Source organism: Streptomyces sp. A0642, assembly GCF_004795105.1.
Classification (GTDB): Bacteria; Actinomycetota; Actinomycetes; order Streptomycetales; family Streptomycetaceae; genus Streptomyces.
The window spans coordinates 44648-67062 of the sequence record NZ_SSBL01000011.1 but is presented as its reverse complement, the minus strand read 5'-3'; the positions used below and the strand labels follow the sequence as shown (position 1 = coordinate 67062).

Annotated in this window: 21 protein-coding genes and 2 tRNA genes; 14 read left to right on the top strand and 9 right to left on the bottom strand. The window is 70.6% G+C overall.

From position 1 onward, the window contains the following. Positions 1-195: 195 nt before the first annotated feature. Both E6R60_RS20140 and E6R60_RS20135 read left to right on the top strand, forming a co-directional pair. On the top strand, positions 196-1320 hold the full coding sequence (locus tag E6R60_RS20140; protein WP_136327988.1) for a P1 family peptidase: 1125 nt from the start codon (positions 196-198) through the stop codon (positions 1318-1320). A gap of 133 nt (positions 1321-1453) precedes the next feature. Further along, positions 1454-2281 carry a DUF6227 family protein gene (locus tag E6R60_RS20135; protein ID WP_136327987.1) on the top strand — a complete coding sequence of 276 codons (828 nt, stop codon included), beginning with the start codon at positions 1454-1456 and terminating at the stop codon, positions 2279-2281. 142 nt (positions 2282-2423) lie between these two features. Here the strand turns inward: E6R60_RS20135 and E6R60_RS20130 are convergent, their stop codons facing one another. After that, a complete protein-coding gene (locus tag E6R60_RS20130; RefSeq protein WP_136327986.1) occupies positions 2424-3962 on the bottom strand; it encodes an MFS transporter in 1539 nt (512 codons plus the stop codon). Positions 3963-4024: 62 nt separating this feature from the next. Here E6R60_RS20130 and E6R60_RS20125 point away from each other — a divergent pair, with 62 nt between their 5' ends. Further along, a complete protein-coding gene (locus E6R60_RS20125; protein ID WP_136327985.1) occupies positions 4025-5005 on the top strand; it encodes a transcriptional regulator in 981 nt (326 codons plus the stop codon). A 195-nt stretch (positions 5006-5200) separates the two neighbouring features. On the opposite strand, the gene E6R60_RS20120 is transcribed toward E6R60_RS20125, so the two are convergent. Beyond that, entirely contained in the window at positions 5201-6199 is a 999-nt protein-coding gene (locus E6R60_RS20120; RefSeq protein WP_136327984.1) for a sigma-70 family RNA polymerase sigma factor, read from the bottom strand. A 147-nt stretch (positions 6200-6346) separates the two neighbouring features. Here E6R60_RS20120 and E6R60_RS20115 point away from each other — a divergent pair, with 147 nt between their 5' ends. Together E6R60_RS20115 and E6R60_RS20110 are read left to right on the top strand one after the other, a co-directional pair. Beyond that, positions 6347-6901 carry a GNAT family N-acetyltransferase gene (locus tag E6R60_RS20115; protein ID WP_136327983.1) on the top strand — a complete coding sequence of 185 codons (555 nt, stop codon included), beginning with the start codon at positions 6347-6349 and terminating at the stop codon, positions 6899-6901. Between the two features lie 71 nt (positions 6902-6972). After that, the gene (locus tag E6R60_RS20110; protein WP_136327982.1) at positions 6973-8013 is read left to right on the top strand and encodes a questin oxidase family protein; all 1041 of its coding nucleotides are present in this window, start codon (positions 6973-6975) and stop codon (positions 8011-8013) included. Positions 8014-8065: 52 nt separating this feature from the next. Here the strand turns inward: E6R60_RS20110 and E6R60_RS20105 are convergent, their stop codons facing one another. After that, the gene (locus E6R60_RS20105; RefSeq protein ID WP_136327981.1) at positions 8066-8848 is read right to left on the bottom strand and encodes a class III extradiol ring-cleavage dioxygenase; all 783 of its coding nucleotides are present in this window, start codon (positions 8846-8848) and stop codon (positions 8066-8068) included. Between the two features lie 139 nt (positions 8849-8987). On the opposite strand from E6R60_RS20105, the gene E6R60_RS20100 reads away from it, so the two are divergent. Further along, positions 8988-9500: a MarR family transcriptional regulator gene (locus tag E6R60_RS20100; protein WP_136327980.1), complete on the top strand. Its 513-nt coding sequence runs from the start codon at positions 8988-8990 to the stop codon at positions 9498-9500. Positions 9501-9611: 111 nt separating this feature from the next. Here E6R60_RS20100 and E6R60_RS20095 read toward each other — a convergent pair whose 3' ends face one another. Both E6R60_RS20095 and E6R60_RS20090 read right to left on the bottom strand, forming a co-directional pair. Next, complete coding sequence (locus E6R60_RS20095; RefSeq protein ID WP_136327979.1) at positions 9612-11144, bottom strand: MFS transporter; 1533 nt, start codon at positions 11142-11144, stop codon at positions 9612-9614. A 199-nt stretch (positions 11145-11343) separates the two neighbouring features. Then, the gene (locus tag E6R60_RS20090; RefSeq protein WP_136327978.1) at positions 11344-12006 is read right to left on the bottom strand and encodes a TetR/AcrR family transcriptional regulator; all 663 of its coding nucleotides are present in this window, start codon (positions 12004-12006) and stop codon (positions 11344-11346) included. Between the two features lie 287 nt (positions 12007-12293). Here E6R60_RS20090 and E6R60_RS20085 point away from each other — a divergent pair, with 287 nt between their 5' ends. Next, on the top strand, positions 12294-13571 hold the full coding sequence (locus tag E6R60_RS20085; RefSeq protein WP_136327977.1) for a M6 family metalloprotease domain-containing protein: 1278 nt from the start codon (positions 12294-12296) through the stop codon (positions 13569-13571). 225 nt (positions 13572-13796) lie between these two features. On the opposite strand, the gene E6R60_RS20080 is transcribed toward E6R60_RS20085, so the two are convergent. Together E6R60_RS20080 and E6R60_RS20075 are read right to left on the bottom strand one after the other, a co-directional pair. After that, on the bottom strand, positions 13797-14915 hold the full coding sequence (locus tag E6R60_RS20080) for a CU044_5270 family protein (protein ID WP_276613997.1): 1119 nt from the start codon (positions 14913-14915) through the stop codon (positions 13797-13799). Continuing rightward, on the bottom strand, positions 14915-15541 hold the full coding sequence (locus tag E6R60_RS20075; RefSeq protein WP_136328103.1) for an RNA polymerase sigma factor: 627 nt from the start codon (positions 15539-15541) through the stop codon (positions 14915-14917). Before E6R60_RS20075 ends, E6R60_RS20080 begins: the two co-directional genes overlap by 1 nt. Before the next feature lie 190 nt (positions 15542-15731). On the opposite strand from E6R60_RS20075, the gene E6R60_RS20070 reads away from it, so the two are divergent. The 5 genes from E6R60_RS20070 to E6R60_RS20050 all read left to right on the top strand — a co-directional run bounded on the left by E6R60_RS20070 (position 15732) and on the right by E6R60_RS20050 (position 18267). Continuing rightward, positions 15732-16355: a glyoxalase gene (locus E6R60_RS20070; RefSeq protein ID WP_136327975.1), complete on the top strand. Its 624-nt coding sequence runs from the start codon at positions 15732-15734 to the stop codon at positions 16353-16355. 329 nt (positions 16356-16684) lie between these two features. Beyond that, positions 16685-16757, top strand: a tRNA-Arg gene (locus tag E6R60_RS20065). Between the two features lie 283 nt (positions 16758-17040). Next, positions 17041-17454: an Imm10 family immunity protein gene (locus tag E6R60_RS20060; protein WP_136327974.1), complete on the top strand. Its 414-nt coding sequence runs from the start codon at positions 17041-17043 to the stop codon at positions 17452-17454. A gap of 185 nt (positions 17455-17639) precedes the next feature. Then, a tRNA-Trp gene (locus tag E6R60_RS20055) sits at positions 17640-17712 on the top strand. A gap of 330 nt (positions 17713-18042) precedes the next feature. Continuing rightward, positions 18043-18267: a cold shock domain-containing protein gene (locus E6R60_RS20050; protein ID WP_136327973.1), complete on the top strand. Its 225-nt coding sequence runs from the start codon at positions 18043-18045 to the stop codon at positions 18265-18267. Positions 18268-18366: 99 nt separating this feature from the next. Here the strand turns inward: E6R60_RS20050 and E6R60_RS20045 are convergent, their stop codons facing one another. After that, on the bottom strand, positions 18367-18807 hold the full coding sequence (locus E6R60_RS20045) for a hypothetical protein (RefSeq protein WP_136327972.1): 441 nt from the start codon (positions 18805-18807) through the stop codon (positions 18367-18369). 204 nt (positions 18808-19011) lie between these two features. Here E6R60_RS20045 and E6R60_RS20040 point away from each other — a divergent pair, with 204 nt between their 5' ends. Beyond that, positions 19012-19224, top strand: a complete 213-nt coding sequence (locus tag E6R60_RS20040) for a hypothetical protein (RefSeq protein ID WP_240802631.1) — start codon at positions 19012-19014, stop codon at positions 19222-19224. Positions 19225-19371: 147 nt separating this feature from the next. Next, the gene (locus tag E6R60_RS20035) at positions 19372-21462 is read left to right on the top strand and encodes a restriction endonuclease (protein ID WP_206309466.1); all 2091 of its coding nucleotides are present in this window, start codon (positions 19372-19374) and stop codon (positions 21460-21462) included. Positions 21463-21643: 181 nt separating this feature from the next. Here the strand turns inward: E6R60_RS20035 and E6R60_RS20030 are convergent, their stop codons facing one another. Then, the gene (locus tag E6R60_RS20030) at positions 21644-22384 is read right to left on the bottom strand and encodes a VOC family protein (protein ID WP_136327971.1); all 741 of its coding nucleotides are present in this window, start codon (positions 22382-22384) and stop codon (positions 21644-21646) included. Positions 22385-22415 lie beyond the last annotated feature (31 nt).

Below are 22415 nucleotides of genomic sequence, written 5' to 3'. Positions count from 1 at the left end.
TAGTCACGTCGGTCCTGTTTTATTCCGCTATGGGTGAGCGCGTCGCGGGAGGTGCGGCTGAGCACCTCGGGGAGGGGCGGGCGGGACCTCGCGGGATGTCGGCGCCCGCTGTCCTCCGGGTACGTTCGCGGTGCACGGCCACCAGCACAGTCCCCCACCCGCACAGTCCGCCACCCGCACCACGAGGAGCACCGGATGACCGGCCAGGAGAGCGCAGCCCCCACCGCCTCGTCGGCGCACCGGAGGGATGCGCTGACCGACGTCGCCGGGGTGCGCGTCGGACATGCGCGGGTGGCGGGCGAAGGCGCGCTCAGCGGCACCACCGTGGTCCTCGCACCCGAGGGCGGTGCGGTCGCGGCCGTCGACGTACGCGGCGGCGGCCCGGGCACCCGCGAGACGGACGCGCTGGATCCGCGCAATCTGGTGCAGCGCATCGACGCCGTGGTCCTCACCGGCGGCAGCGCGTACGGGCTCGACGCGGCGTCCGGGGTGATGGGCTGGCTGGAGGAGCAGGGCCGCGGGGTGCGAGTCGGCCCCGATCCGTCCCAGGTGGTCCCGGTCGTTCCCGCGGCCTGCGTCTTCGATCTGGGGCGGGGCGGCGACTGGCGGGCCCGGCCGGACGCCTCGACCGGCCGGGCGGCCGTGGAGGACGCGGCCGCGTCGCAGCCGGGTGCCGCGGTCGCCGAGGGCTGCGTCGGCGCGGGCACGGGTGCGGTGGCCGGTCAGCTGAAGGGCGGGGTGGGGACGGCGAGCATCCTGCTGCCGTCCGGGATCACCGTGGCGGCGCTGGTGGTCGTGAACGCCGCCGGATCGGTGCTCGATCCCCGTACCGGTGTGCTGTACGGGGAGTACGGCGGTGCCGAGCCCGCCGTCGCGCCCGCGCCGGAGGTCCACCGGGCGGCGCGACAGCGCCTGGCGCAGGCGCACGACGCGAACACGCGCCCCCCGCTCAACACCACACTCGCCGTCGTCGCCACGGACGCCGGGCTCAGCCGCGCCCAGGCGCAGAAGCTCGCGGGTACGGCGCACGACGGACTGGCGCGCGCCATCCGGCCCGTACATCTGCTGAGCGACGGGGACACCATTTTCGCCCTGGCCACCGGTGCGCACGCCCTCGATCCCGCGAACCCGCTCGCGCTCAACGACCTGCTGGCGGCGGGGGCGGAGGCGGTGACCCGGGCCGTCGTGAAGGCGGCGCGGGCGGCCACGAGCGTCAGCGGCCGCGCCGGAGGCGGCTCCTACCTCGCGTACGGCGACCTCTACGGCCCGCAGCAGCCTCCGGCCCCTCCGGGTGACGGCTCCGACTCTCCCTCGGCGTAGGGAAGTTCGGGCCATCGACGGGAACCTTCTGCGTGCACCGTACGTTTTTCTCAACCCCGGTCACGATGTCAGACCCAGGGACTACGTTGAGCACGCATCAAGTCACACGCGGCGACGGCCTGGAGACAGCACCTTGAGCGATCCGTACGAGACGACAGAACAGCACCTCGAGCGAATCCTGCGACGGGCTCTCAACTCGTTCGACCTCCCCGACAGCACGGTCGAGCGGCTGGAAACCGCGCTCACCCACAGCAGCTCCCTGCACTCCTCGCACCACAGTTCCGCCCTGCACCGCGAGACCTACCGGCACACCTACCTGCTGGCCGACGGCATGCCGCTCACCCTGTGGGAACTGGTGCACTCCGGCCCGCGCGCCGCGCGGCCGGGCTTCCAGCAGCACGAGCTGTACGACGACGAGGCAGATGCCGCAATCGCGGCGGCCCGGCTGACCGGCGGCTCCGGTGACGGCCGGACCTTCGGGCACGACGGGCCAGTTCTCGGGCAGGACGGCGTCTTCGGGTACGACGGCCAGGTCTGGGGGGACGACGGGGTCTTCGGGTACGACGGCCCGTCGGCCGGCCTGGAGATCCTCGACGCCCTGATGGCGGCGCCACCGGCCCCGATGCCCCGGACGTACGCCCCCGACAATTCCGCGGACCACGCCCGCCGGGTGCTGCGCCGGGCGGAGAACCGGGACGCGCCGGGCGAGGGCACGGCTCTGCGCCTGCGGGCCGCCTTCGCTCACCACATCACCCAGGTCTTCGGCCGGCAGCGCCAGGTGGACGGGCGGGACGCGCGTTTCACGCTCTACGAGCACGCCTTCCTGCTTCTCGACGGCAGCGAGACGAGCCTCTGGGAGGTCGAGCACACGGCGACGCCGGACGGCCGCCACATGTGCGAGGTGTACGGCGACGAGGACGCCGCACGCGGCGCGATGGAGAGCCGCACCCGCATCTGCTGACGCACCCGGGTCCCGGCAGGACGACGCCGTACCCGGTCCGGGACAGGACGACGCCCGGTCCCGGACATGGCAGTGCCCGCACCCCCGGCGGGGGTGCGGGCACTGTCGGTTCCTGCCTCTTCCGCTTCCGCGTGACGCCCGGTCAGTGCGTCAGCACCGGATCCTTGACAGGCTCCTCGAAGGAGTCGGCGCTTGCGTCGCCGCCCTCCACGTGCTGCTTCGGCCGGGCCGGGAGGGCGAACATCACCAGGAAGATCACCGCGAGGACACCGGCCACCCACCACAGCGACTGCTCGAAGGCGTCGGCGAACGCCGGGCCGATCTGCGGCGGCGTCAGCCGGTCCCCCATCGCCCCGAAGAAGACGACCGAGACGAGCGCGAGCCCCAGCGCGTTACCCATCTGCTGCACGGTGTTGAACAGCCCGGAGGCCGATCCCGCGTGCTCCTTGGGCACCTCGGACAGCACCGCGTCGGCCAGCGGCGCCACGATCAGGCCCATGCCCACCCCCATGACCACCAGGGGCAGCGCCATCTGCCAGGACGTGATCCCCATGCCGTAGCGGCCAGACTCCCAGATGTAGAGCAGCAGACCGGCGATCATGAGCAGCGCCCCCGCCTGGAGCACCTTGCGCCCGAAGCGGGGCACCAGTTTCTGCACGGAGATGCCGGCGGCGAACGAGACGGCGACCGAGAACGGGATGCCGGTCGTACCGGCCCGCAGCGCGCTCCAGCCGAGCCCCTCCTGCATGTACAGCGTCCAGACGAGGAAGAAGATGCCGAGGCCGACTCCGAAGGTCAGCTGGACGGCGATGCCCGCGGCGAAGCTCTTGACCCGGAACAGCGACAGCTCGACCAGCGGCGAACCGTCCCGGCGCGCCTTCACCCGCTCGAACAGCACGAGGGCGGCGAAGACGACGATGCTGCCGGCCATCGACAGGTAGCCCCAGAGCGGCCAGCCCAACTCCTCGCCGCGGGTCAGCGGGTAGATGAGCATGAGCATGCCCAGCGTCACCAGCACCACGCCGACCAGGTCGAGGCGGAGCGCCTTCGGCGCCTTGGACTCGGTGATGAACTTCCGCCCCAGGAGCAGACCCGCGATGCCGACCGGCAGGTTGATCAGGAAGATCGGACGCCACTCCAGACCGGCGATGTTCCACTCGGTGAGGAGCGCGCCCAGCAGCGGGCCGGACACGGCCCCGAGGCCGACGATCGCGCCGAAGAGACCGAAGACCCTGCCGCGCTCGTGCGCGGGGAAGGTGGCGTGCACGATCGACAGCACCTGCGGCACCATCAGCGCGGCGGTGCCGCCCTGAAGGATGCGCGAGGCGACGAGCATCTCCGGGGAGGCGGCGAATCCGCAGAGGGCGGAGGCGAGGGTGAAGCCGCCGATCCCGATGAGGAAGAGCCGCTTGCGGCCGTAGATGTCACCGAGCCGGCCACCGGTGATCAGACCGGCGGCGAAGGCCAGGGCGTATCCGGCGGTGATCCACTGGATCGAGCTGAACGAGGCGCCCGTGTCGGCCTTGATGCTCGGAATGGCGATGTTGACGATCGTGACGTCGACCAGGTCCATGAAGGCCGCGGTCATCACGATGGCCAGGGCGAACCACCGGCGGCGGTCCGACGGGTCCGGGGCCGCGGGGGCGTCCACCGGTGTCGGCAGGGGTGCGGAAGAAGTCATACGAGTAAGTTAAACGCCGAATAGGTCAGGTCGTGACCCAATGGGCGGGCATCCTGAGTGGCATGACCGACACCCCGGCACGACTGCTCAATCTGCTGTCACTGCTCCAGACGCCGCGCGAGTGGCCGGGCAGTGAACTCGCCGACCGGCTCGACGTCAGCCCGCGCACCATCCGCCGCGACATCGACCGCCTCCGTGACCTCGGCTACCCGGTCGAGGCGTCACGCGGCTCGGTCGGCGGCTACCGTCTCGTGGCCGGTACGGCGATGCCGCCACTGCTGCTGGACGACGAGGAGGCGGTGGCCATCGCGGTGGGCCTGCGGGCGGGGGCCGGGCACGCCATCGAGGGCGTGGACGAGGCCTCCGTGAGGGCGCTGGCCAAGCTGGAACAGGTGCTGCCCTCGCGGCTGCGCCACCGGGTCTCCACCCTCCAGAACGCCACGATGCCGCTGACCCGGGGCGACGGCTCGACGATCGACCCGCAGACGCTGACCGTGATGGCGTCCGCGGTCACCGGGCGGGAGCGGCTGCGGTTCGCGTACCGCGCGGGGGACGGCGCCGAGACGAGGCGGCAGGTGGAACCGTACCGGCTGGTGAGTACCGGCTGGCGCTGGTACCTCGTCGCCTACGACCTGGAGCGGGAGGACTGGCGCACCTTCCGGGTCGACCGGGTGAGTGACCCGTTCGCGACGGGCGCCCGTTTCACGCCCCGCGAGTTGCCGACCGGGGACGCGGCGGAGTTCCTGTGGAGCTCCATGGCGCGCAGGCAGCCGGAACTGGCGGTCGATGTGAGCTTCGCGGCCCCCTCCGAGTTCGTGGCCTCGCGGCTGCCCGCCTCGATGGGACCGCTGGAGGAGACCGGGGAGCACAGCTGCCGGCTGCGGACGGTACTGAAGGACTCGCTGGAATGGGTGGCGCTGCGCCTCGCACTGGTGGACTGCGAGTTCACCGCGCACCAGCCGCCGCAGCTGGTGACGTATCTGCAGGACCTGGGCGGCAGGCTCACCCGTGCCGCGGCGTCGGCGGAAGCGCCGGCCTCGTAGGCCCCGGGCCCAAAGGGTCCCGGGCTCGTAGCCCCCGGGGGCCGGGACCCCGGCCGGGGAGCCCGTGAGCTCGGGCGCAAGGACCTCGCCGGACAAAAGGATGAGCCCCGGCGCCAGGGGGGGTGGGCGCCGGGACTCAGCTCTAGGAGGCCGCCGAAGTGAAGCGGCCCAATTCGGAGGTTACTGGACGCGGGCTCATGCCGCAGCGTCAAAGCCCGTGTCGTGAGCCATTCGCTTCAGTTCGAGCAGTGCGTGCTTCTCGATCTGGCGGATCCGCTCGCGGGTGAGCCCGTGCTGCTTGCCCACCTCGGTCAGGGTCCGCTCACGGCCGTCCTCGATGCCGTACCGCATACGGATGATCGATGCGGTGCGGTTGTCGAGCTTGCCGATCAGCTCCTCCAGTTCCTCGCTGCGCAGCAGCGTCATGACGGACTGCTCGGGTGACACCGCGGAGGTGTCCTCCAGGAGGTCACCGAACTGGGTGTCGCCTGCGTCGTCCACCGACATGTTCAGACTGACCGGGTCGCGGGCCCAGTCCAGGACGTCGCTGACCCTCGACGTGGTCGAGTCGAGCTCGGCGGCGATCTCCGCGTGCTCCGGGTCGCGCCCGTGCTCACGGTTGAACTCGCGCTGCACACGGCGGATCCGGCCGAGCTCCTCCACCAGGTGGACGGGGAGCCGGATCGTGCGCGACTGGTCGGCTATGGAACGGGTGATGGCCTGGCGGATCCACCACGTCGCATACGTGGAGAACTTGAAGCCCTTGGCGTAGTCGAACTTCTCGACCGCGCGCACCAGGCCTGCGTTGCCCTCCTGGATCAGGTCGAGCAGGGGAAGCCCGGCCCGCGGATAACGGCGGGCGACGGCAACGACGAGCCGGAGGTTGGAACGGATGAATATGTCCTTGGCGCGCTCGCCCTCGGCGACCAGCGCCTCCAGCTCCTCGCGCGATGCCCCGGCGGCTTCGCTCTCCACCGCACCGTCGAGGACCTGCCGGGCGAAGACACCTGCTTCCAGGGTCTGCGACAGCTCGACCTCCTTGGCGGCGTCGAGCAGCGGCGTGCGCGCGATCTCGTCCAGGTACATGCCGACCAGGTCGCGATCGGCGATCTCCCCGCCCACGGCGCGAACACTGCTTGCCCGGTTGGTCCCGCCGGTGGCGGACGAACGACGGGCGACGGCACGGGTTGCCATGCGTGCTCCCTTGCTGAGTAGGTCGCGACACCCTCTCGGGTGCCCTGCATCCGATGGAAACAACGACTGGAATGTGGACAGAATTCCCATGCCTGGCATTCATTTTCGCGATCATGCAGTACCCTGTCGCGCCACCAGGGAGGGCACATGACACAGCCGAACACAGAAGTGCAGGTCAGGACGGGCGTCGAAAGCGATCTGGCGGCCCTCACGGACATCTACAACCATTACGTACGTGAGACCGCCCTCACATTTGACGTAGTGCCCTTCACCCCCGACCAGCGCCTCCCCTGGTTGCGCTCCCACCCCGAAGACGGCCCGCACCGGCTTCTGGTTGCTCAGGATGTCCGTAATGTCGATGACACGGACGGGGCCGGCCCCCGCATCCTGGGTTATGCGACCAGCAGCGCGTTCCGCCCCAAGGCCGCGTACTCCACTTCCGTCGAGGTGAGCGTCTACTGCGCTCCGGACGCCACGGGCCGGGGCGTGGGCACCCTCCTCTACTCGGCGCTCTTCGAGGCCCTCGCCGATGAGGACCTGCGTCGCGCCTACGCGGGCATCGCCCAGCCCAACGAGTCGTCGGTCCGGCTGCACGAGCGCTTCGGCTTCGGCCACATCGGCACGTACACGGACGTCGGCCGGAAGTTCGACCGGTACTGGGACGTGGCCTGGTACGAGAAACACCTGGGACCGCAGACCTAGGCCCCGGCCCCGCGTCAACCGGGACCACGGTCCGTTACCGCGCCCCGGCGCCGCGCCTACCGTGAGGGCGCATGGACCTGACGACGCGCACCCCGTCCGACACCTCCGGCACGCTCGACGAAGCACTGGAACGGCTCCACACCTTCGGCCCCGAGCGCGGCGGCTGGCTGAGCAATCACGCCCCGATGGCCGTCGAAGCCCTGGTACGCCACGGCCAGGCGCCGGGGGTGCACCGGTGGCTGGACCACTACCGGGAGAAGCTGGAGGACATGCCGGACCCGGCCGCCGAGGTCACCCCGGACAACTGGCCGGAAGCGCTCGGCGACCCCCGCCGCATCGCCGACTGGACCGGCTACTTCGCGCGCGAGACGGCCGCCCGCCCGTGGCGCGTGGTCCTGGCCGAGTGGTGGCCGCGTCTGCTGCCCGGCATCGCGGCCGGGGCCACTCACCCGGTGATCAGGGTCGGGCACAGTGTCCGCACACTGCTGGACGGACCGGAGACCGAGCCCCGGGTGACCGAGCTGGCCCACGCGCTCGGCTACTGGGCGGCCCGCCACCAGCCGCTGCCCCCGCTGTCCTCGCTCGGCCCGGCAGCCGACGCCGCGACGGCACTGAACGCCGTGGTGCCCGTACGTCGCCAGAGCGGCGGTATCCGGGACCGGCTGGGACAGCTGACCGCGTTCCCCCAGTGGCCGGACCGGCCCGTGAACGGACCCGATGACGCCCGCGCCCGGCTGGAAGAACTGGTGAGGGCCGCCACCCATCGCTATGAGGCCTATGGCTACGGCGAGCCGATCATGCTGGTGCACGCGGCCACCGCCCCCAATGCCGTGCTGCGGGCCCTGCCCGCGCTCCCCCGCGAGCTGTGGGCGCCGAGTCTGGGGGCCGCTTGGGCGGCGAGCGCGGCGGTCACCGCCGCGTACTCCCCGGCGCGGCCCGCCGAGCCGGCCGCGGGGCCCGGCGGACTGTCCGCCGAGGAGGTCTTCGCTCGGGCCGCCGCCCACGGCGACGACCACACCATCAAGTTCACCGACACGGCCCTGGACGTCGGTGACGCGACGGCCTTGGCGGCCGCACTCCGGTCGGTCGAGCTGAACCCTCCGGCACTCTGACCGGTCACCCTCCGGCGCCCCCGGGCGGCTGGGCCCGTTGTCGCCCCGCGCCTCAGCCGAACTGCACCGAGCGCTTGGCCAGCCCCAGCCAGAAGCCTTCGATCACGCTGCGTCCCTGGTCGAGCTCCTGCTCCGCGGCCCCGAGCGTGACGAAGAGGGGAGCGAAGTGCTCGGTGCGCGGGTGCGCCAGCCGTCCGGCCGGGGACTTGTGCTCGAAGTCCAGCAGGGCGTCGATGTCCCGGGCCTGGAGCGCGCGGTTGCCCCAGTCGTCGAACTCCGCCGACCAGGCGGGAGTGCCGCCGCCCTGATGCCGCAGCGCGGCCAGGTTGTGCGTGAAGAAGCCACTGCCGACGATCAGGACGCCTTCGTCGCGCAGCGGCGCGAGCTTGCGCCCGATGTCCATCAGCTTCCGCGGGTCCAGCGTCGGCATGGATATCTGCAGCACCGGGATGTCGGCCTGCGGGAACATCTCCACCAGCGGTACGTACGCCCCGTGGTCGAGGCCCCGGTCCGGGATGTCCTGGACCGGCGTACCGGCGCCCCGCAGCAGCTTGCGGACGCTCTCGGCCAGCGCGGGGGCCCCGGGCGCGGCGTACTGGACCTGGTAGTAGTGCTCGGGGAAGCCCCAGAAGTCGTAGACCAGCGGGATCGTCTCGGTGGCGCCGAGCGCGAGGGGGGCCTCTTCCCAGTGGGCGGAGACCATGAGGATCGCGGTGGGGCGCGGCAGCCCGGCGGACCAGGCGGCCAGTTCGCCGGGCCAGACGGGGTCGTCGGCCAGCGGCGGTGCGCCGTGGGAGAGATAGAGGGCGGGCATGCGCTCCGCGGTGACTGTCATGACACTCCCCATCCACTGCTGCTCAAGGTAAGTCTTTACCGGGCCTTGGTCTTCCGCGGGAACAGTTCTTTAAAGTTCAAGTTCCCACCTTCGGAGACCTTAGCCCTATCTAGTTCAACTTTCAAGAAAAGGTCGTACAGTGGAGTACATGACCACGGCATCCACCCATGGGCCGCGCTGGCTCACCGACGAAGAACAGAGCGTGTGGCGTGCGTATCTGCACGCCACGACGTTGCTGGAGGATCACCTCGACCGCCAGTTGCAGCGCGATGCCGGCATGCCGCACATGTACTACGGTCTGCTCGTCCAGCTCTCCCAGGCACCCCGCCACCAGCTGCGGATGACGGAACTGGCCAAGAACGCCAAGATCACCCGCTCCCGCCTCTCGCACGCCGTCGCCCGGCTGGAGAAGAGCGGCTGGGTGCGCCGCGAGGACTGCCCGTCCGACAAACGCGGCCAGAACGCCGTCCTCACCGAGGAGGGCCACGAGATGCTCCGCCGCTCGGCCCCCGGCCATGTCAGCGCCGTACGCCAGGCGATGTTCGACCGGCTCACCCCTGAGCAGGTGCGCGCGCTCGGCGAGATCATGCAGGTCATGGCAGCCGGACTCCAGCCGGAGGGCACGGACGCGGACCTCCCCTGGCTCCGCTGACCCCACCTCGCACGCACCCGCGTACACCTCTGCCCCGGCTCCGTACCAACGGAACCGGGGCAGAGCTCACTCCTCACCCGTCACAGGAGCCACGGGGCTCCCCCACGGGGCTCAGTGGGCGACGACGGGCACCCTGAACTCCTCCTCGACGCCCTCGGCGTCACCGGAACCGGCGCCTCCGGACGTCGTGGTGGCCGAGGGACGGCCGGCGTTGATGAAGGTCCCCGCGATCGCGGCGGCCACCACCAGGATGCCGACGGCCCACCAGATGGCGCCGGTGAAGCCGTGCACCATCGACTGGAGCTTGAGCAGTTCCGGGTCGGTGGCGCCGAGCGCGGCGTGCGAGGTGGCGTACGCCGTGGCGGCCGAGGCGGCGATGGTGTTGAGCAGCGCCGTGCCGATCGCACCGCCGACCTGCTGCGAGGTGTTGACCATCGCCGAGGCGACACCCGCGTCACGCGGCTCGATGCCGTGCGTGGCGAGCGACATGGCGGGCATGAACGCCGTGCCCATGCCCAGGCCCAGCAGGAGCTGGCCCGGCAGGATGACCGCCGCGTAGGACGAGTCGATCTCCAGCTGCGTGAGCAGCAGCATGCCGATGCCGGCGGTCAGGAAGCCCGGGGCCATCAGCATGCGGGCCGGAACCCGCGTCATCAGCCGGGCGCCTATCTGCGTCGACCCGGTGATCATGCCGGCGATCATCGGCAGGAAGGCGAAGCCCGTCTTGATCGGCGAGTAGCCCTTGACGACCTGCAGGTAGTACGTGAGGAACAGGAACAGGCCGAACATCGCGATGATGGCCAGACCCAGCGAGAGGTAGACGCCCCCGCGATTGCGGTCCATCACGACCCGCAGGGGAAGCAACGGCGACTTGACCTTGGCCTCGGTCAGGACGAAGGCCAGCAGCAGCACGGCGGAGGCGACGAACGTGCCGATGGTGAGCGTGTCCGACCAGCCGCTGGACTCGGCGCGGGTGAAGCCGTACACCAGCGCGACGAGGCCCAGAGCGGAGAGGACGACGCCGGGGATGTCGAGCGACGAGCGGTTACGGCTGCCGGCCGGCTCGCGAATCACGAAGTAGGCACCGGCCGCGGCGACGATCGCGAACGGGATGTTGACGAAGAACGTCCAGCGCCAGTTCAGCGTCTGGGTGAGGAGGCCGCCGAGGATCAGACCCACGGCGCCACCGCCACCGGCGATCGCACCGTAGATGCCGAACGCCTTGGCGCGCTCCTTGGCATCGGTGAACATCACCGCGAGCAGCGAGAGGGCCGCCGGTGCGAGCAGCGCGCCGAACACGCCCTGCAGGGCGCGGGAACCGAACAGCATCCCCTGGTTCTGCGCAGCGCCGCCGAGGGCGGAGGCCAGAGCGAAGCCGATCAGGCCGACGACGAAGGTGCGCTTACGTCCCCAGAGGTCGGCGATCCGGCCTCCGAAGAGCAGCAGTCCGCCGAAGGCGAGGGCGTACGCCGTGATGACCCACTGCTTGTTGGCGTCGGTGATGCCGAGGTCCGTCTGGGCGTGCGGAAGCGCGATGTTCACGATGGTGGCGTCGAGTACGACCATCAACTGCGCGAGGGCGATGAACGCCAGCGCTTTCCAGCGGCTGGGGTCCGGGAGTCGGATATCAGCTGTTTTTGACATGGGAGTAGCCACCTAAGGACGCGCGAGGGCGCGTGGGGTCGTGAACCGTGCGTTCGGTGAGGGGCGGTGAACCCGGTGAAGGCCGGTCGGTACGGAAGCGAGGGTCGGGCGGTGGGTCGGTTCTGATCAGGAAGAAAGGGGTGGTCGAGGCGTGGCGGACACGCGGCCGGGCGTCCGGTTCAGGAACCCGGCGCCGTGGTCAGGTGCGGCGCCGCAGGTCCTCCAAGGTCGCCGGCGTTCCAGGCAGCCGGGACCGGGCCGGGGCCTCCAGCCCGTCCAGGAACAGCTGGATGTGGCGATGGGTGAACCGGTCGATGTTCGGACAGGCGATGCCTGGCAGTGGCCGGGTGAGCTGGGAGAGGGCGACCAGCACGTCGCCGACGGCGATGTCGGTACGCAGGCGCCCCGCGGACATGGCGCGCTCCACGAGCCCTTCGACGGCCTCTTCAAGGCGCTGGAGCTCGGCGAGCAGTTCGGGATGGTCCTTGTCGAAGCCGCCGGACAGCATGGGGCACAGGGCCCCGATCCGTTCGTCGGCCGCCGCGTGCACGAAGCGGCTGAGCGCGAGGAAGGGGTCCTGCTCCTCGTTCGCGGCCTCTTCGGCGCGGCCGGTCGTGCGGGAGGTCACCGCGAGGACGACCTCATGGGTCAGTGCGGCCCGGTCCGGGAAGTTCCGGTAGAGGGTGGCGTTGCCGACGCCTGCGCGGCGGGCGACCTCGTCGAGCGGCACCTCGGGGCCGAACTCGACGAACATCTCGCGCGCGGCCGCCACGATCCGCTCCCGGTTGCGCAGTGCGTCGGCCCTCGGGCGGGGCGTACGCGGCTGCGCGGTTCCGGCTGCGGTGCGGGTGACGGTGTCCACGGCGGCGCTCCTTCTCTTCCTGGTCTTCCGGTGCTGCGGGTTGTCCACTCCGGCGAGCCCTCCGGCTAACCGGGGACCGCCTCCCCGTTTCAGCGGGGACACCGGTGCAAACGGGGAAATGATCCCCGGTTATTTCCCACCCTCCTGTGACCTGAGTCACAGCATGTGAACAGGGAAAAAACCCACCGATCGGCGCACCCAACGCGCGGCTCAGGACGGCCCGGCTAAGGCTGATCGACAGAGCGCAGTCAGGGTCGGCCGACTGCCGCGGACCCGAAGGCGCCTCTATGCAGCAGCCCCGCCACCGGATACGCAAGCACCGCCACCCGGTCGCACTCGGCGCGGCAACGGCCCTGGTCATCGCGGCCCTGGCCTCGGCCAGCAGCACCCTCCCCGTACCCAGCCGGGCCTCCGCCGGACCGATGACCGCCACCCGGTCGGTCGGCGTCGCCCCGTGCCGGATATCGACGAGCATGGGCGTGCAGATGTCGGAAGGCCTGCCCACCCAGCCCGGCTACGCGCGCTCCACCGGTCAGATCCACGCGTTGAACCTGATGATCGACTTCCCGGACGCGCCGGGGAAGGAACCGGCCATGGACCGGCTCGCGGAGTTCTTCCCGCAGACCACGGACTGGTTCCGCACCAGCTCCTACGGACGGCTCACCTATGTGCCCGAAGCCCCCGTGAAGACCTGGCTGCGGATGCCGCTGCCGTTCTCGGAGTACGGGATCGAGCGCGGATCACCGTACGAACCCGGCTACCGCCACCTCGTCCAGGACATCGCCGCCGCCGCCGACCCGAAGGTGGACTTCGCCGCGTACGACCTGGTGAACATCCTCGTCACCCCGAACGCCGGGCCCTCTGCCCTGGACACCGTGCTGTCCGTGACGTTCTCGGGCAACGACGACGCCCCCTACGCGGATGGCGTCCCGCTTTCGAACACGTCCTTCGTCTACAGCCGCCAGGACGACGGCTCGGGCTCGTACCCCCAGACCGGCTACCGCGTCCTCCCGCACGAGAACGGCCATGTCTTCGGCCTGCCCGACCTCTACACGATGGAGGGCGGGGGCGCGGTCGGGCACTGGGACATCATGTCGGAGGACTGGGGCGCCAACAACGACCTGCTGGGCTGGCACAAGTGGAAGCTCGGCTGGCTGGACAACGACCAGATCAGCTGCGCCTCCCAGCCCGGCACCAGCGACCACGTCCTGGAACCGCTGGCCACCCACGGCGGGACCAAGCTGGCGTTCGTACCGCTGAGCGCGGAATCCGGCTACGCGGTAGAGGTGCGGACCCAGTCCGGCAACGACCAGGAGGTGTGCCGGCCGGGCGTGCTGATCTACGAGGTGAGCTCGGACGTCGACACCGGCCAGGGGCCCGTGTCCGTCACGGACAGCACGAAGGACAGCAGCGGCTGCACCCGGCTGCCCAATGTGCACGCCGAACTCTCCGACGCCCCGTTCCAGCCCGGCCAGTCCTTCACCGACCGGGCCAACGGAGTCCGCATCTCGGTCATCGACAAGGACTCCGAGGGGAACTACCGCGTACGCATCACGCGCCTCTGACGCCGCCCCCTGCCCCCTGCCCCCCTCGTCACGCATACCGGCGTCCGCGCGCCTCCGGGCGCCGCCCGCGCGCTGACCCCGCCGGTCCGCGCGGGCCGGCGCCCCCTCCACAAGCGCGGGCAGCCCGCGTGCCGCCTGCCACTGGTCCGCGTAGCCCGGCGCTCCACGAGCCCCGACAGTCCTGCCCCCGCCGCCTGGTCGTGCAGCCGACGCCCCTCGCTCCCGCTACGCCTTGTCCGTACCGGGGACCGCCTTCATCTCGTCGACCACCGCTCGCTCGGTGATCGCGGTCCGCGCGGTCACGGTGCCCGCCTCTATCCCCTCCGCCTCCCGGATCTGCACGGTGCGTTCACCGAGATACGAGAACGACTTCCCGTCAAAGATCCACTCCGTGCGCTCCCCGCTGTGCTCGTCGACCCGAGCGATCGCGACGCCGCTGCGCCCCACCGCGTCCTTGGCCTCGTCCACCAGCACGACGCCGGGGATCTTCGCTGCGGCCCGGTACAGCGCCGCGGTCAGTTCAGGTGTCATCAACTGCTCCCTGACCAGGTCACCGATGACAGTGAAGGCCTCCTGGTCCTTACCGTTGCCCTGCCCGGCGGACTCTTCGTAGATCTTCTTCAGCAGCGCGTCCGGATCGGTGGGCAGAGTCTTGAGGTAGTCGTAACTGGGCGCGGAGAGATACGAGTCCTGATCACTGTCCAGGGTCATGCCCTCCTTAGAGGTGTTGCCGTTGCCCGTCTCGATCAACCAGCCTCTGTGACCGTCCGGCGACATCCACACCTCTCGCGGATGCAGCTTCTGCACCCAGGTCCGCGTCTTGCCGGAGTCGAGGTTGCTTTCGGTGGAGAGCCAGGACACCTGGCTCTGGATGTAGATGAACTGCCCCGGGCCCGGCTCGGCTTGCCGCTCCTTGCCGGCCGCCACCGAGATCCGGTCGACTGTGCGGCCCAGCCCCTGTGTCGTCCCGGGCACCACTCGTACGACAGGAGCGGGCACCATCGTCTGCCCTCCCCCTCGGGCCTCCTGCCCCTGCCCCTCTCCCAGCCCCAACCGCCCCACGCCCACCGCGCCGGCGAGCACGGCCACCGCCACGGCTGCGCCGACCAGCACAAGCCTGCGAGGGGACCGGCGCTCACCCGCCGGAGGCGGCGGAGGGAAGGGACCCGCTGTCTGCTCCCACTCCGACTGCTGTCGGGCTTGATGCTGCTGGATCTCGTTCATCAAATGCTCCTCGAGGGCTGTCAGGCGGTCTCGAGGCAGCCCGGGATCGCCCGGGCCCGGCAGGAGGCCGGCCAGCTCCACACGGTCGAGCGGCTCTCGCCGTCGCCAGGGGGTGCGCATCATCGGCCACTCTCCTCGTTAGACCGGACCGCACCGATGCGGTCACCCTGTACTTGTCCGGGCACCACGACCGGTTCCACCCTTTCCCGCGAACTCCGCAACTCCCCGTCGGTCAGCTTGCGCAGCCGGACCCGGGCACGCGACAGCCGCGACCTCACCGTGCCGACAGGCACCCCCAGTGCCTCTGCCGCCTCCGCGTAGCCGAGCCCCGACCAGACGCACAGCGCGAACACCTCCCGCTCGGACCTGCGCAGCTTTCCCAGCGCCACCTTGGCGGCGGCCAGCTCCTCGGAATCCGCTATCCGCCCGACCAGCTCGTCCGCGAAGTCCGGCAACACGTCGCGCAGGGGCAACCTCGCCAGCGCCCGGTCATGGCGCCGGGCGGCACGCCCCGTATTGCGCAGCACATTGACCGCAATGCCCATCAGCCACGGCCGCGGGGTGTCCCCCTCGTCCCGCAGCTTCTCCCGCAGTCGCCACGCCTCCAGGAAGGTCAGCGACACGACGTCCTCCGCCGCGGCCCAGTCGCCCGTACTGCGCACGGCATGCCGGTAGACCAGCTGCGCGTAGTCCCGGAAGAGCTCCCTGAAGGCTTCCGGATCGCCCGCGCGAATGCGCGCATGCATCGAGTAGTTCACGTCCTGTCTTGTCCGCACAGCCACGCAAGTTCCAGTGACCCGCGTCACACTTCGGGTACGCCTTCTCAGCCCCAGCCGACACCCGGGCGGCGAGCGGCGACGGCGCCCCGCTCCCGCCAGCCGAACCGGTCAGGAATCGAGAAGCACCCGCGGCCGGCCCGCAATTAGCGTGAAACACATGACCTCCATCGAAGCCCTCACCCTCGAAGTGGCCGACACCACCGCCGCTCACCGCTTCTACACCGCCTTCGGCCTGGACGACCGGGTACGCCTCCGGGCCTCGGACGCGCCCACCACCGGGTTCCGTGGATTCTCCCTCTCGCTCACGGTCTCGCAGCCGGCCGACGTGCGCGGCTTCGTCGACGCCGCCCTCGCCGCCGGCGCGACCGCGCTGAAGCCCGCCTCGAAGTCCTTCTGGGGCTACGGCGGTGTCGTCCAGGCCCCGGACGGAACGATCTGGAAGATCGCCACGTCCGCGAAGAAGGACACCGCCCCGCCTACCGGGCAGATCGACCAGTTGGTGCTCCTCCTGGGCACCGCGAGCGTGACCGCGAGCAAGCGGTTCTACGTCGAGCACGGCCTCACCGTGGCCAAGAGCTTCGGCAGCAAGTACGTCGAGTTCGACGCCCAGGGCAGCCCCGTCAAGCTGGCCCTGTACGGACGCCGTGCCCTCGCCAAGGACGTCGGCGTCCCCATCGAGGGCACCGGCTCGCACCGGATCGCGCTCGTGGGCGGGACCGCCGCCTTCACCGATCCGGACGGGTTCGCCTGGGAGGCCGCCTCACTGACGCCCGCCCCTTGATCCGCCCGTTCAAGGGCACACGGCCTCGGGCGACGGCCCCTCTCGCGCCCCATGACGCCGGAGCGCGCTCGGGCCACGGACGTGGCGCTCGTTTCCGCAGGTCATCCGGCTATTCGTTCCGGCACCGACGCCCGACCCCTTACAGGGGCGCGCCCGCAGAGCACGATCCGCTAGGCTGTCAGCGGTCAGCCCGCTACCAGGTCGCACGCTCGGGAAGTGTCCGCGAGGATTCCTCCCGGGGCTCCCGGTAGAGCCGTTGACCAGGAGGTTTGCGGTACCAGCCGAGGATCCCCTTCCGGGGTCTTCAGCAGGACCGTCTGCAAACCCCCGCCTTCGTAGCTCAGGGGATAGAGCACCGCTCTCCTAAAGCGGGTGTCGCAGGTTCGAATCCTGCCGGGGGCACAAGCAAGGCAAAAGGCCCCGGACCATGATCGGTCCGGGGCCTTTTCACATCTACAGCTGACATCAACGGCGGCGGTCACTCACGGACCGGTCGCTCTTGGAGAGCCGGGTCCAGGTGGTGGATGGCTTCGCGGTGCGTGTCCAACGACCGGCCTGATGAGGGTGAGGCCATAGCGCCACACACCGGGGGCGGACACCGGGCAAAGGGTGCGCCGTTCCCGTTGTCTTGTGCGGGGTCCCCCGAGTGACCGGGGCTGTCAGCCCCGAGTGCTAGAAACAGCGCATGGCGTACATATTCACAGCGCGGATCGCTTGCGGATTCGATGATCCGGATCAAGACGACTGCATGATGGCGGGTGTGGCCGAGTCGGACGACGAGGGCGGGTTCTCGCTGTTGTTCATGTGCGACTTCGAGGAGCCCGACGCGCAGGAAGTGTCCTTGGAGATGGACACCCACTGTCTTGTCACGCCGGATCAGTGCACCGCATATGGCTGTGTGCGTGAGGTGGAACTGGACGGCGAGGTGCTTCGGGTGACGTTGGACCCTTCGTCGCTGGACGCGCTCGGCTTGACCGACCCCGTCGTCGAGGCCTTGTTGCGGGCACCGGCGGCCGACGTGGCACGTATGCGTGAGGTGTTGCCGCGCGTCCTGGCGTACGGGCGTCCACGTGCCCGGCCGCAACTGATCAACCTGTAGCGAGTACGGCAGCGCAGTACGACAAGCCCAGCAACCGCACGCGAACCAGCAGCACCAACGGCCCCTCGCAAAGCAGCGTCAGAGCCCTTGAGGCCATCCATGGCCGCCCCGCACAGAGCTGGGGAGAAGAAGCTCGGCGCACCCCCGGCGCCCTGTGGCGTGACGGGACTAGGATCGCGACGGGCGAAGCCGTAGCGCAGAGGTGGTCGCGCGCGGTCTCCAAAACCGCGAGGACGCCGGTTCGAATCCGGTCGGCCGAGCCTGCCTTCCATGCCTCCGGAACGAGGAGTGGCCGTGCCGTACCCGCGTGCCAGATCGACCGGTGACCGGTGGTCTGTGCCGGTCACCACGAGGGCTTGCCTCGAAGCGGCCTGCGCAGCGTTGCCGAGACGCACGCACCCTGACCTCACTTGAGGGCACGGCGATCCCTCAGCAGCGGAGGAGCCGGCACGGCGGGCGGCCCTCGCCGAGGCAAGACGCCCTCGCCCAGGGAGATGCCCGGCCCTGGGATGTGGGCCGACCGGGGAAGAATTTCACCCCGGAACGCACCGAGCGGGCCGACGCAGGGAAGCCCGTAGAGTGCCGCCCATGGTGATTGCGACGGTCCGCGAGTGGAACGATGAGGAAGGGTGGGGGGTACTCGACTCCCCCGAGACTCCCGGCGGTTGCTTCGGCCACTACGCCGACATTCAGCTGACCGGCTTCCGCACGCTGTCGCCCGGACAGCGGGTGGACCTCACGTGGGAAGCCCCGGGCTTCAAGCAGGATGGGTACGACTACCGCGCCGTGAGTATCGTGCCCCGGCCCGCCTGACCTCAGCGGCGGCGGCCGTCCGTGGGCCCCAGCGGTCCCCTCCTCCGCCTCCTCCCCCGCATCACAGCTCCCGCACCCGCAACCAGCGCTCGCACCCGGCTAGAGCTCGTAGTCCTGGGCCAGTTCGTCCCAGTCGATGCTGCGGAGCGCGAGATCGGCTTCCTCGCCCGACGGGACGTCCGGGGTGTCCTGGAACCACACCACCGTGAGGGTGGAGCGGTGCAGCACCGGGTTGCGTTCGGGACCGATCGCCGCCGAGCGGAAGAGACCTGTGCAGGCCACGGGAGGGAGCACCTCTACAGGGCCGAAAGCGCGAGCCGGCGAGTCCGGCTGGTCCGGATACTCGCGGCGCGGCGGAACGAGGTGGACCGGCGAGGAGGGGAACGCCTGCTCCGCCTGGCCCCGGACACCGCTGACCTTCATGTCGTTGATGGGCTTGCACGGGTAGCCCTCCAGCAGCCCGCCGTACGTCGAGGACATACGCAGCTCGGTGAGCTCGATCGAACGACCGGTCGAGAGGGTGATGCGGGTCAGCGGCATGCCGACAGCCTATGCGCCCGGTCCGGTTCGGCCCGTGCCCGGGGCGAAAGGGCGAGAGCGTGCGTCCCGATCCGCGTCCCGATCCGCCCCGCGATCCGCGTCCCCATCCGCGTCCCGGCCCCGGCCCAGGAGCTTCGTTCGTTCCGGCTCACCCGAGAGCGAGAGGGAGAACGGGAGCGGGCTCAACTCGCCTGGCCGGTGGGCATGATGCGCCGGACGCACGGCGCCAAGCACTACCACCATCCTCTCGTCGGCGACCTGCACTTCTCCTACGAGTCGTTCCAAGTGCCCGGGGACACGGAACAGACGCTGTGCGTCTACAACGTCGAACCCGACTCCGCCACCACGGAGGCGCTGCGGCTCCTCACCAGCTGGACGGCCCCGCAGCCGACGAGGGCGCCGCAGAGCCCCTCATGAGAGGTCCCGGACCGCGAGGCAAGTCATCTGCGGCAAGGGCATGGGCGGGCGCCCGGTCGCCCCGTAGAGTCGCTCCATCACTGATGGTCATGGGGTCAGTTCCCGGTGTTCGCACGCCGGGTGGCTGGTGGGGAGGGCCTGTAGAGCATGAGCCGTCGCTCCAATGGGTTGGTCGGTGTCTGGGCCGAGGCGCAGCGCCAGCAGCAACGTCAGCACGAGGCACAAGCCCGGTACCAACGGGATCAGGAGAGGCAACAACGCACCAATCAGCGGGAGCTCGCCCGTAGTCATCGTGAGCAGAAGGCGGCCTACCGGGAGCAGCGTGAGGCGGAGGCCCGGAGGCGTACGGCGGAGCTCGACGCGCGGGTCGAGGCGTTGCAGGGGCTGTTGGCGGCGGGGTGCCGTGCTCCGGTGTTCAGGGCCTCGGCGCTGACCCGGGTGGAGCGGGTCGAGGCCTTCGCCCCCGGACAGCTCGCGCAACCCGTCCGCATGCCGGACCCGAACGAGCCCCGCTACCAGCCGCAGGCGGGTGGCTGGACCGCCGCGCGGCGGGCTCAGGCGCAGGCGGAGGCGCGGGCCGGTTTCGAGCGGGACTGGCACGCCGCGCAGGCCGCGGAAGCGCAGCGCCGGCAGCAGCTGGACACGTACCGGAGGCAGTACGAGCAGTGGGCATCCGGCCAGTTGGACGAGATACGGCGGCACAACGCCGGGGTGGCCGAGATGACGGCGGGGCTGCGGAACGGAGATGCCGAGGCCGCGGTGGAGTACTTCTCCGCCGCCCTCTACGCCTCCACCAGTTGGCCGGAGGACCTGCCCCGCCAGGTGTCGGCGGCGTACGACTCCGACGCCCGCCAGCTGGTGTTGAACTGGGAGCTGCCCACGTACGACGTCGTCCCGGAGGCGAAGTCGGTGCGCTACCTGGTCAACGCCGATCAGGAGAAGGAGTCGCCCCGGCCGGTCACGCAGCGCCGCGCCCTGTACCGGGACGTGCTCGCCCAGTGCCTTCTGCTGGTCCTGCGGGATCTGTTCGCGGCGGACGAGTTCGGCGCGCTGGAGTCGGTCGCGTTGAACGGGTTCGTGGACGACCACGATCCGGCGACCGGCCGGCGGGCCCCGATGTTCCTCGGTACGGTCATGGCGTCGCGTACGACGTTCGACGCACTGCGTCTGGAACAGGTGAACGCCGTCAACTGCCTGGTCGACGGGCTCCGCGGGCAGCTCTCGGCGCGTCCCGACCAGTACGCGGCCGTGCGGCCCGGCCGGGTGCCGGACGAGGTCGGCAACGGTGTCGTCACCCATGGGGGCGTCGAGGAGCCCGATCTGTACGCGATGGATCCCCTGGCCTTCGAAGCGCTGGTCTCCGATCTGTTCCGGGCCATGGGCATGCAGGCGGTGACCACGCAGCGTTCGAACGACGGCGGCGTGGACGTCGACGCGCTGGACCCGGCCCCGATTCGCGGCGGCAAGATCGTCGTACAGGTCAAGCGCTACCGCAACACCGTCCCTCCTACCGCTGTCCGCGATCTGTACGGCACCGTGCAGGACGCCGGCGCCAACAAGGGTGTCCTGGTCACGACTTCCGGGTTCGGCCCCGGCTCGCACACCTTCGCCAACGGCAAGCCCCTGGAACTGGTCGCGGGATCGGAACTCGTCGATCTGCTGCACCGCCACGGGCTGCGCGGACGGCTGGGCACCGGGGAGCAGCGTCCGGTGCCCGCCCAGCGGACGGCGCCGGACAGCGAGGCCCGGGCCGACGACCACAACGTGCTGGGCATGTACTGGTCGGGAAGCGCGGCCCTGGACGTGTGCGCGCTCGTCTGCCACGGCAACCGGGTGCTGGACGACGACCACTTCGTCTTCTTCAACAACCCCCGCACACCCGACGGTTCCGTCCGTGCGCTGCCGCCCGTCGCACCGGACCGGGCCGCCATCCAGGTCTCCTTCGACGCCCTGCCGGCGCGCGCCGACCGTCTCGTCGTCGTCGCCGCCGTCGATCCCGTCGTCAATCCCACGGCCGACCTGGCCGGTTTCGTCGACGCAGGCATCCGGCTGCTGGACTCCGAGTGGGCTCCGCTTGACCGGTTGGACGTCTCCGACGGGCGCGCCGGTGAAACCGCCCTCGTGCTGGGGTCGTTCCGCCGCCGCGCGAACGGTGACTGGGAGTTCGTCACCGGGGGCAAGGGCTATCGCGGCGGCTTGGAGGAACTGATCCAGGAGTACGGCATAGACGTGGAGTGAGGCGCGCGAGGCCACGGGGAGCGGCGCCGCGCGACGTTGCGGGGAGCAGGGCACCGAGGCGTCGCTGCCGGGAGCAGGGCGCGCCCTGGGGGCGGGCGTTCAGACGGCGGGCTGCGCATCCGACCGGGGGTGTCCCGGGGTGCCCCGTCCGCTCGCGCGGGGGTGACGTCGGGGCCCCGCGTCAACGGGGAGTGAGGATGTCGAACTCGTTGCCCTCCGGGTCGACGAGGCACGTCCACGGCGCGTCGCCCTGGCCGAGGTCGATATCGGCGGCGCCGAGGGCCCGCAGCCGGGCCGCCTCCGCCGCTGGATCGTCGCCGGGACAGGGGCGGAGGTCGAGGTGGACCCGGTTCTTCACGGTCTTGGCGTCGGGGGTGCGGACGAGTCTGAGATAGGGGCCGACCCCCTCGGCGGAGCGCAGCAGGGCGTGAGCGTCGGTGACCTCGTGCAGGGTCCAGTCCATGGCCCGGCCCCAGAACCGGGCCATGGCCCGCGGATCGGTGCAGTCGGCCACGATCGCGGCGATCGGCCCGGTGTCGCGGTAGATCTCCCGCGGCTCCGCGACACAGAACTCGTTGCCTTCCGGGTCGGCCAGGACCGTCCACGGGACGTCGCCCTGGCCCACGTCGACGGGCGTCGCCCCCAGGTCCTCCAGGCGCGCCACCAGGGCCGCCTGATGGGCCGCGGAGGCGGTGGCGAGGTCGATGTGCACGCGGTTCTTCACCGTCTTGGGTTCCGGGACGGTGATGACGTCGATGCAGACGGCGACCGGGTCGGGATAGGTGAAGTCCCTGGGCTGGAGGTTGGTCACGACGCCGGGTTCCTCGACGGAGCTGTTCCAGTCGAGCGCCTCCGCCCAGAACCGGCCGAGCGCGGAGTCGTCCCCCGCATCCATCGCGATCTGAACCAGGCGCGTCGTCATGCAAGCAGTGTGCGGCAGACCCGGGGGAGAG

What these genes read in the sequence shown, in the direction of transcription:
- E6R60_RS20140 (WP_136327988.1), top strand. Translation starts at nt 196, where the DNA reads ATGACCGGCCAGGAGAGCGCAGCCCCCACCGCCTCGTCGGCGCACCGG.
- E6R60_RS20130 (WP_136327986.1), bottom strand. Translation starts at nt 3,962, where the DNA reads ATGACTTCTTCCGCACCCCTGCCGACACCGGTGGACGCCCCCGCGGCC.
- E6R60_RS20125 (WP_136327985.1), top strand. Translation starts at nt 4,025, where the DNA reads ATGACCGACACCCCGGCACGACTGCTCAATCTGCTGTCACTGCTCCAG.
- E6R60_RS20120 (WP_136327984.1), bottom strand. Translation starts at nt 6,199, where the DNA reads ATGGCAACCCGTGCCGTCGCCCGTCGTTCGTCCGCCACCGGCGGGACC.
- E6R60_RS20115 (WP_136327983.1), top strand. Translation starts at nt 6,347, where the DNA reads ATGACACAGCCGAACACAGAAGTGCAGGTCAGGACGGGCGTCGAAAGC.
- E6R60_RS20110 (WP_136327982.1), top strand. Translation starts at nt 6,973, where the DNA reads ATGGACCTGACGACGCGCACCCCGTCCGACACCTCCGGCACGCTCGAC.
- E6R60_RS20105 (WP_136327981.1), bottom strand. Translation starts at nt 8,848, where the DNA reads ATGACAGTCACCGCGGAGCGCATGCCCGCCCTCTATCTCTCCCACGGC.
- E6R60_RS20095 (WP_136327979.1), bottom strand. Translation starts at nt 11,144, where the DNA reads ATGTCAAAAACAGCTGATATCCGACTCCCGGACCCCAGCCGCTGGAAA.
- E6R60_RS20085 (WP_136327977.1), top strand. Translation starts at nt 12,294, where the DNA reads ATGCAGCAGCCCCGCCACCGGATACGCAAGCACCGCCACCCGGTCGCA.
- E6R60_RS20080 (WP_276613997.1), bottom strand. Translation starts at nt 14,915, where the DNA reads ATGCGCACCCCCTGGCGACGGCGAGAGCCGCTCGACCGTGTGGAGCTG.
- E6R60_RS20075 (WP_136328103.1), bottom strand. Translation starts at nt 15,541, where the DNA reads ATGCATGCGCGCATTCGCGCGGGCGATCCGGAAGCCTTCAGGGAGCTC.
- E6R60_RS20070 (WP_136327975.1), top strand. Translation starts at nt 15,732, where the DNA reads ATGACCTCCATCGAAGCCCTCACCCTCGAAGTGGCCGACACCACCGCC.
- E6R60_RS20060 (WP_136327974.1), top strand. Translation starts at nt 17,041, where the DNA reads ATGGCGTACATATTCACAGCGCGGATCGCTTGCGGATTCGATGATCCG.
- E6R60_RS20050 (WP_136327973.1), top strand. Translation starts at nt 18,043, where the DNA reads ATGGTGATTGCGACGGTCCGCGAGTGGAACGATGAGGAAGGGTGGGGG.
- E6R60_RS20045 (WP_136327972.1), bottom strand. Translation starts at nt 18,807, where the DNA reads ATGCCGCTGACCCGCATCACCCTCTCGACCGGTCGTTCGATCGAGCTC.
- E6R60_RS20040 (WP_240802631.1), top strand. Translation starts at nt 19,012, where the DNA reads ATGATGCGCCGGACGCACGGCGCCAAGCACTACCACCATCCTCTCGTC.
- E6R60_RS20035 (WP_206309466.1), top strand. Translation starts at nt 19,372, where the DNA reads ATGAGCCGTCGCTCCAATGGGTTGGTCGGTGTCTGGGCCGAGGCGCAG.
- E6R60_RS20030 (WP_136327971.1), bottom strand. Translation starts at nt 22,384, where the DNA reads ATGACGACGCGCCTGGTTCAGATCGCGATGGATGCGGGGGACGACTCC.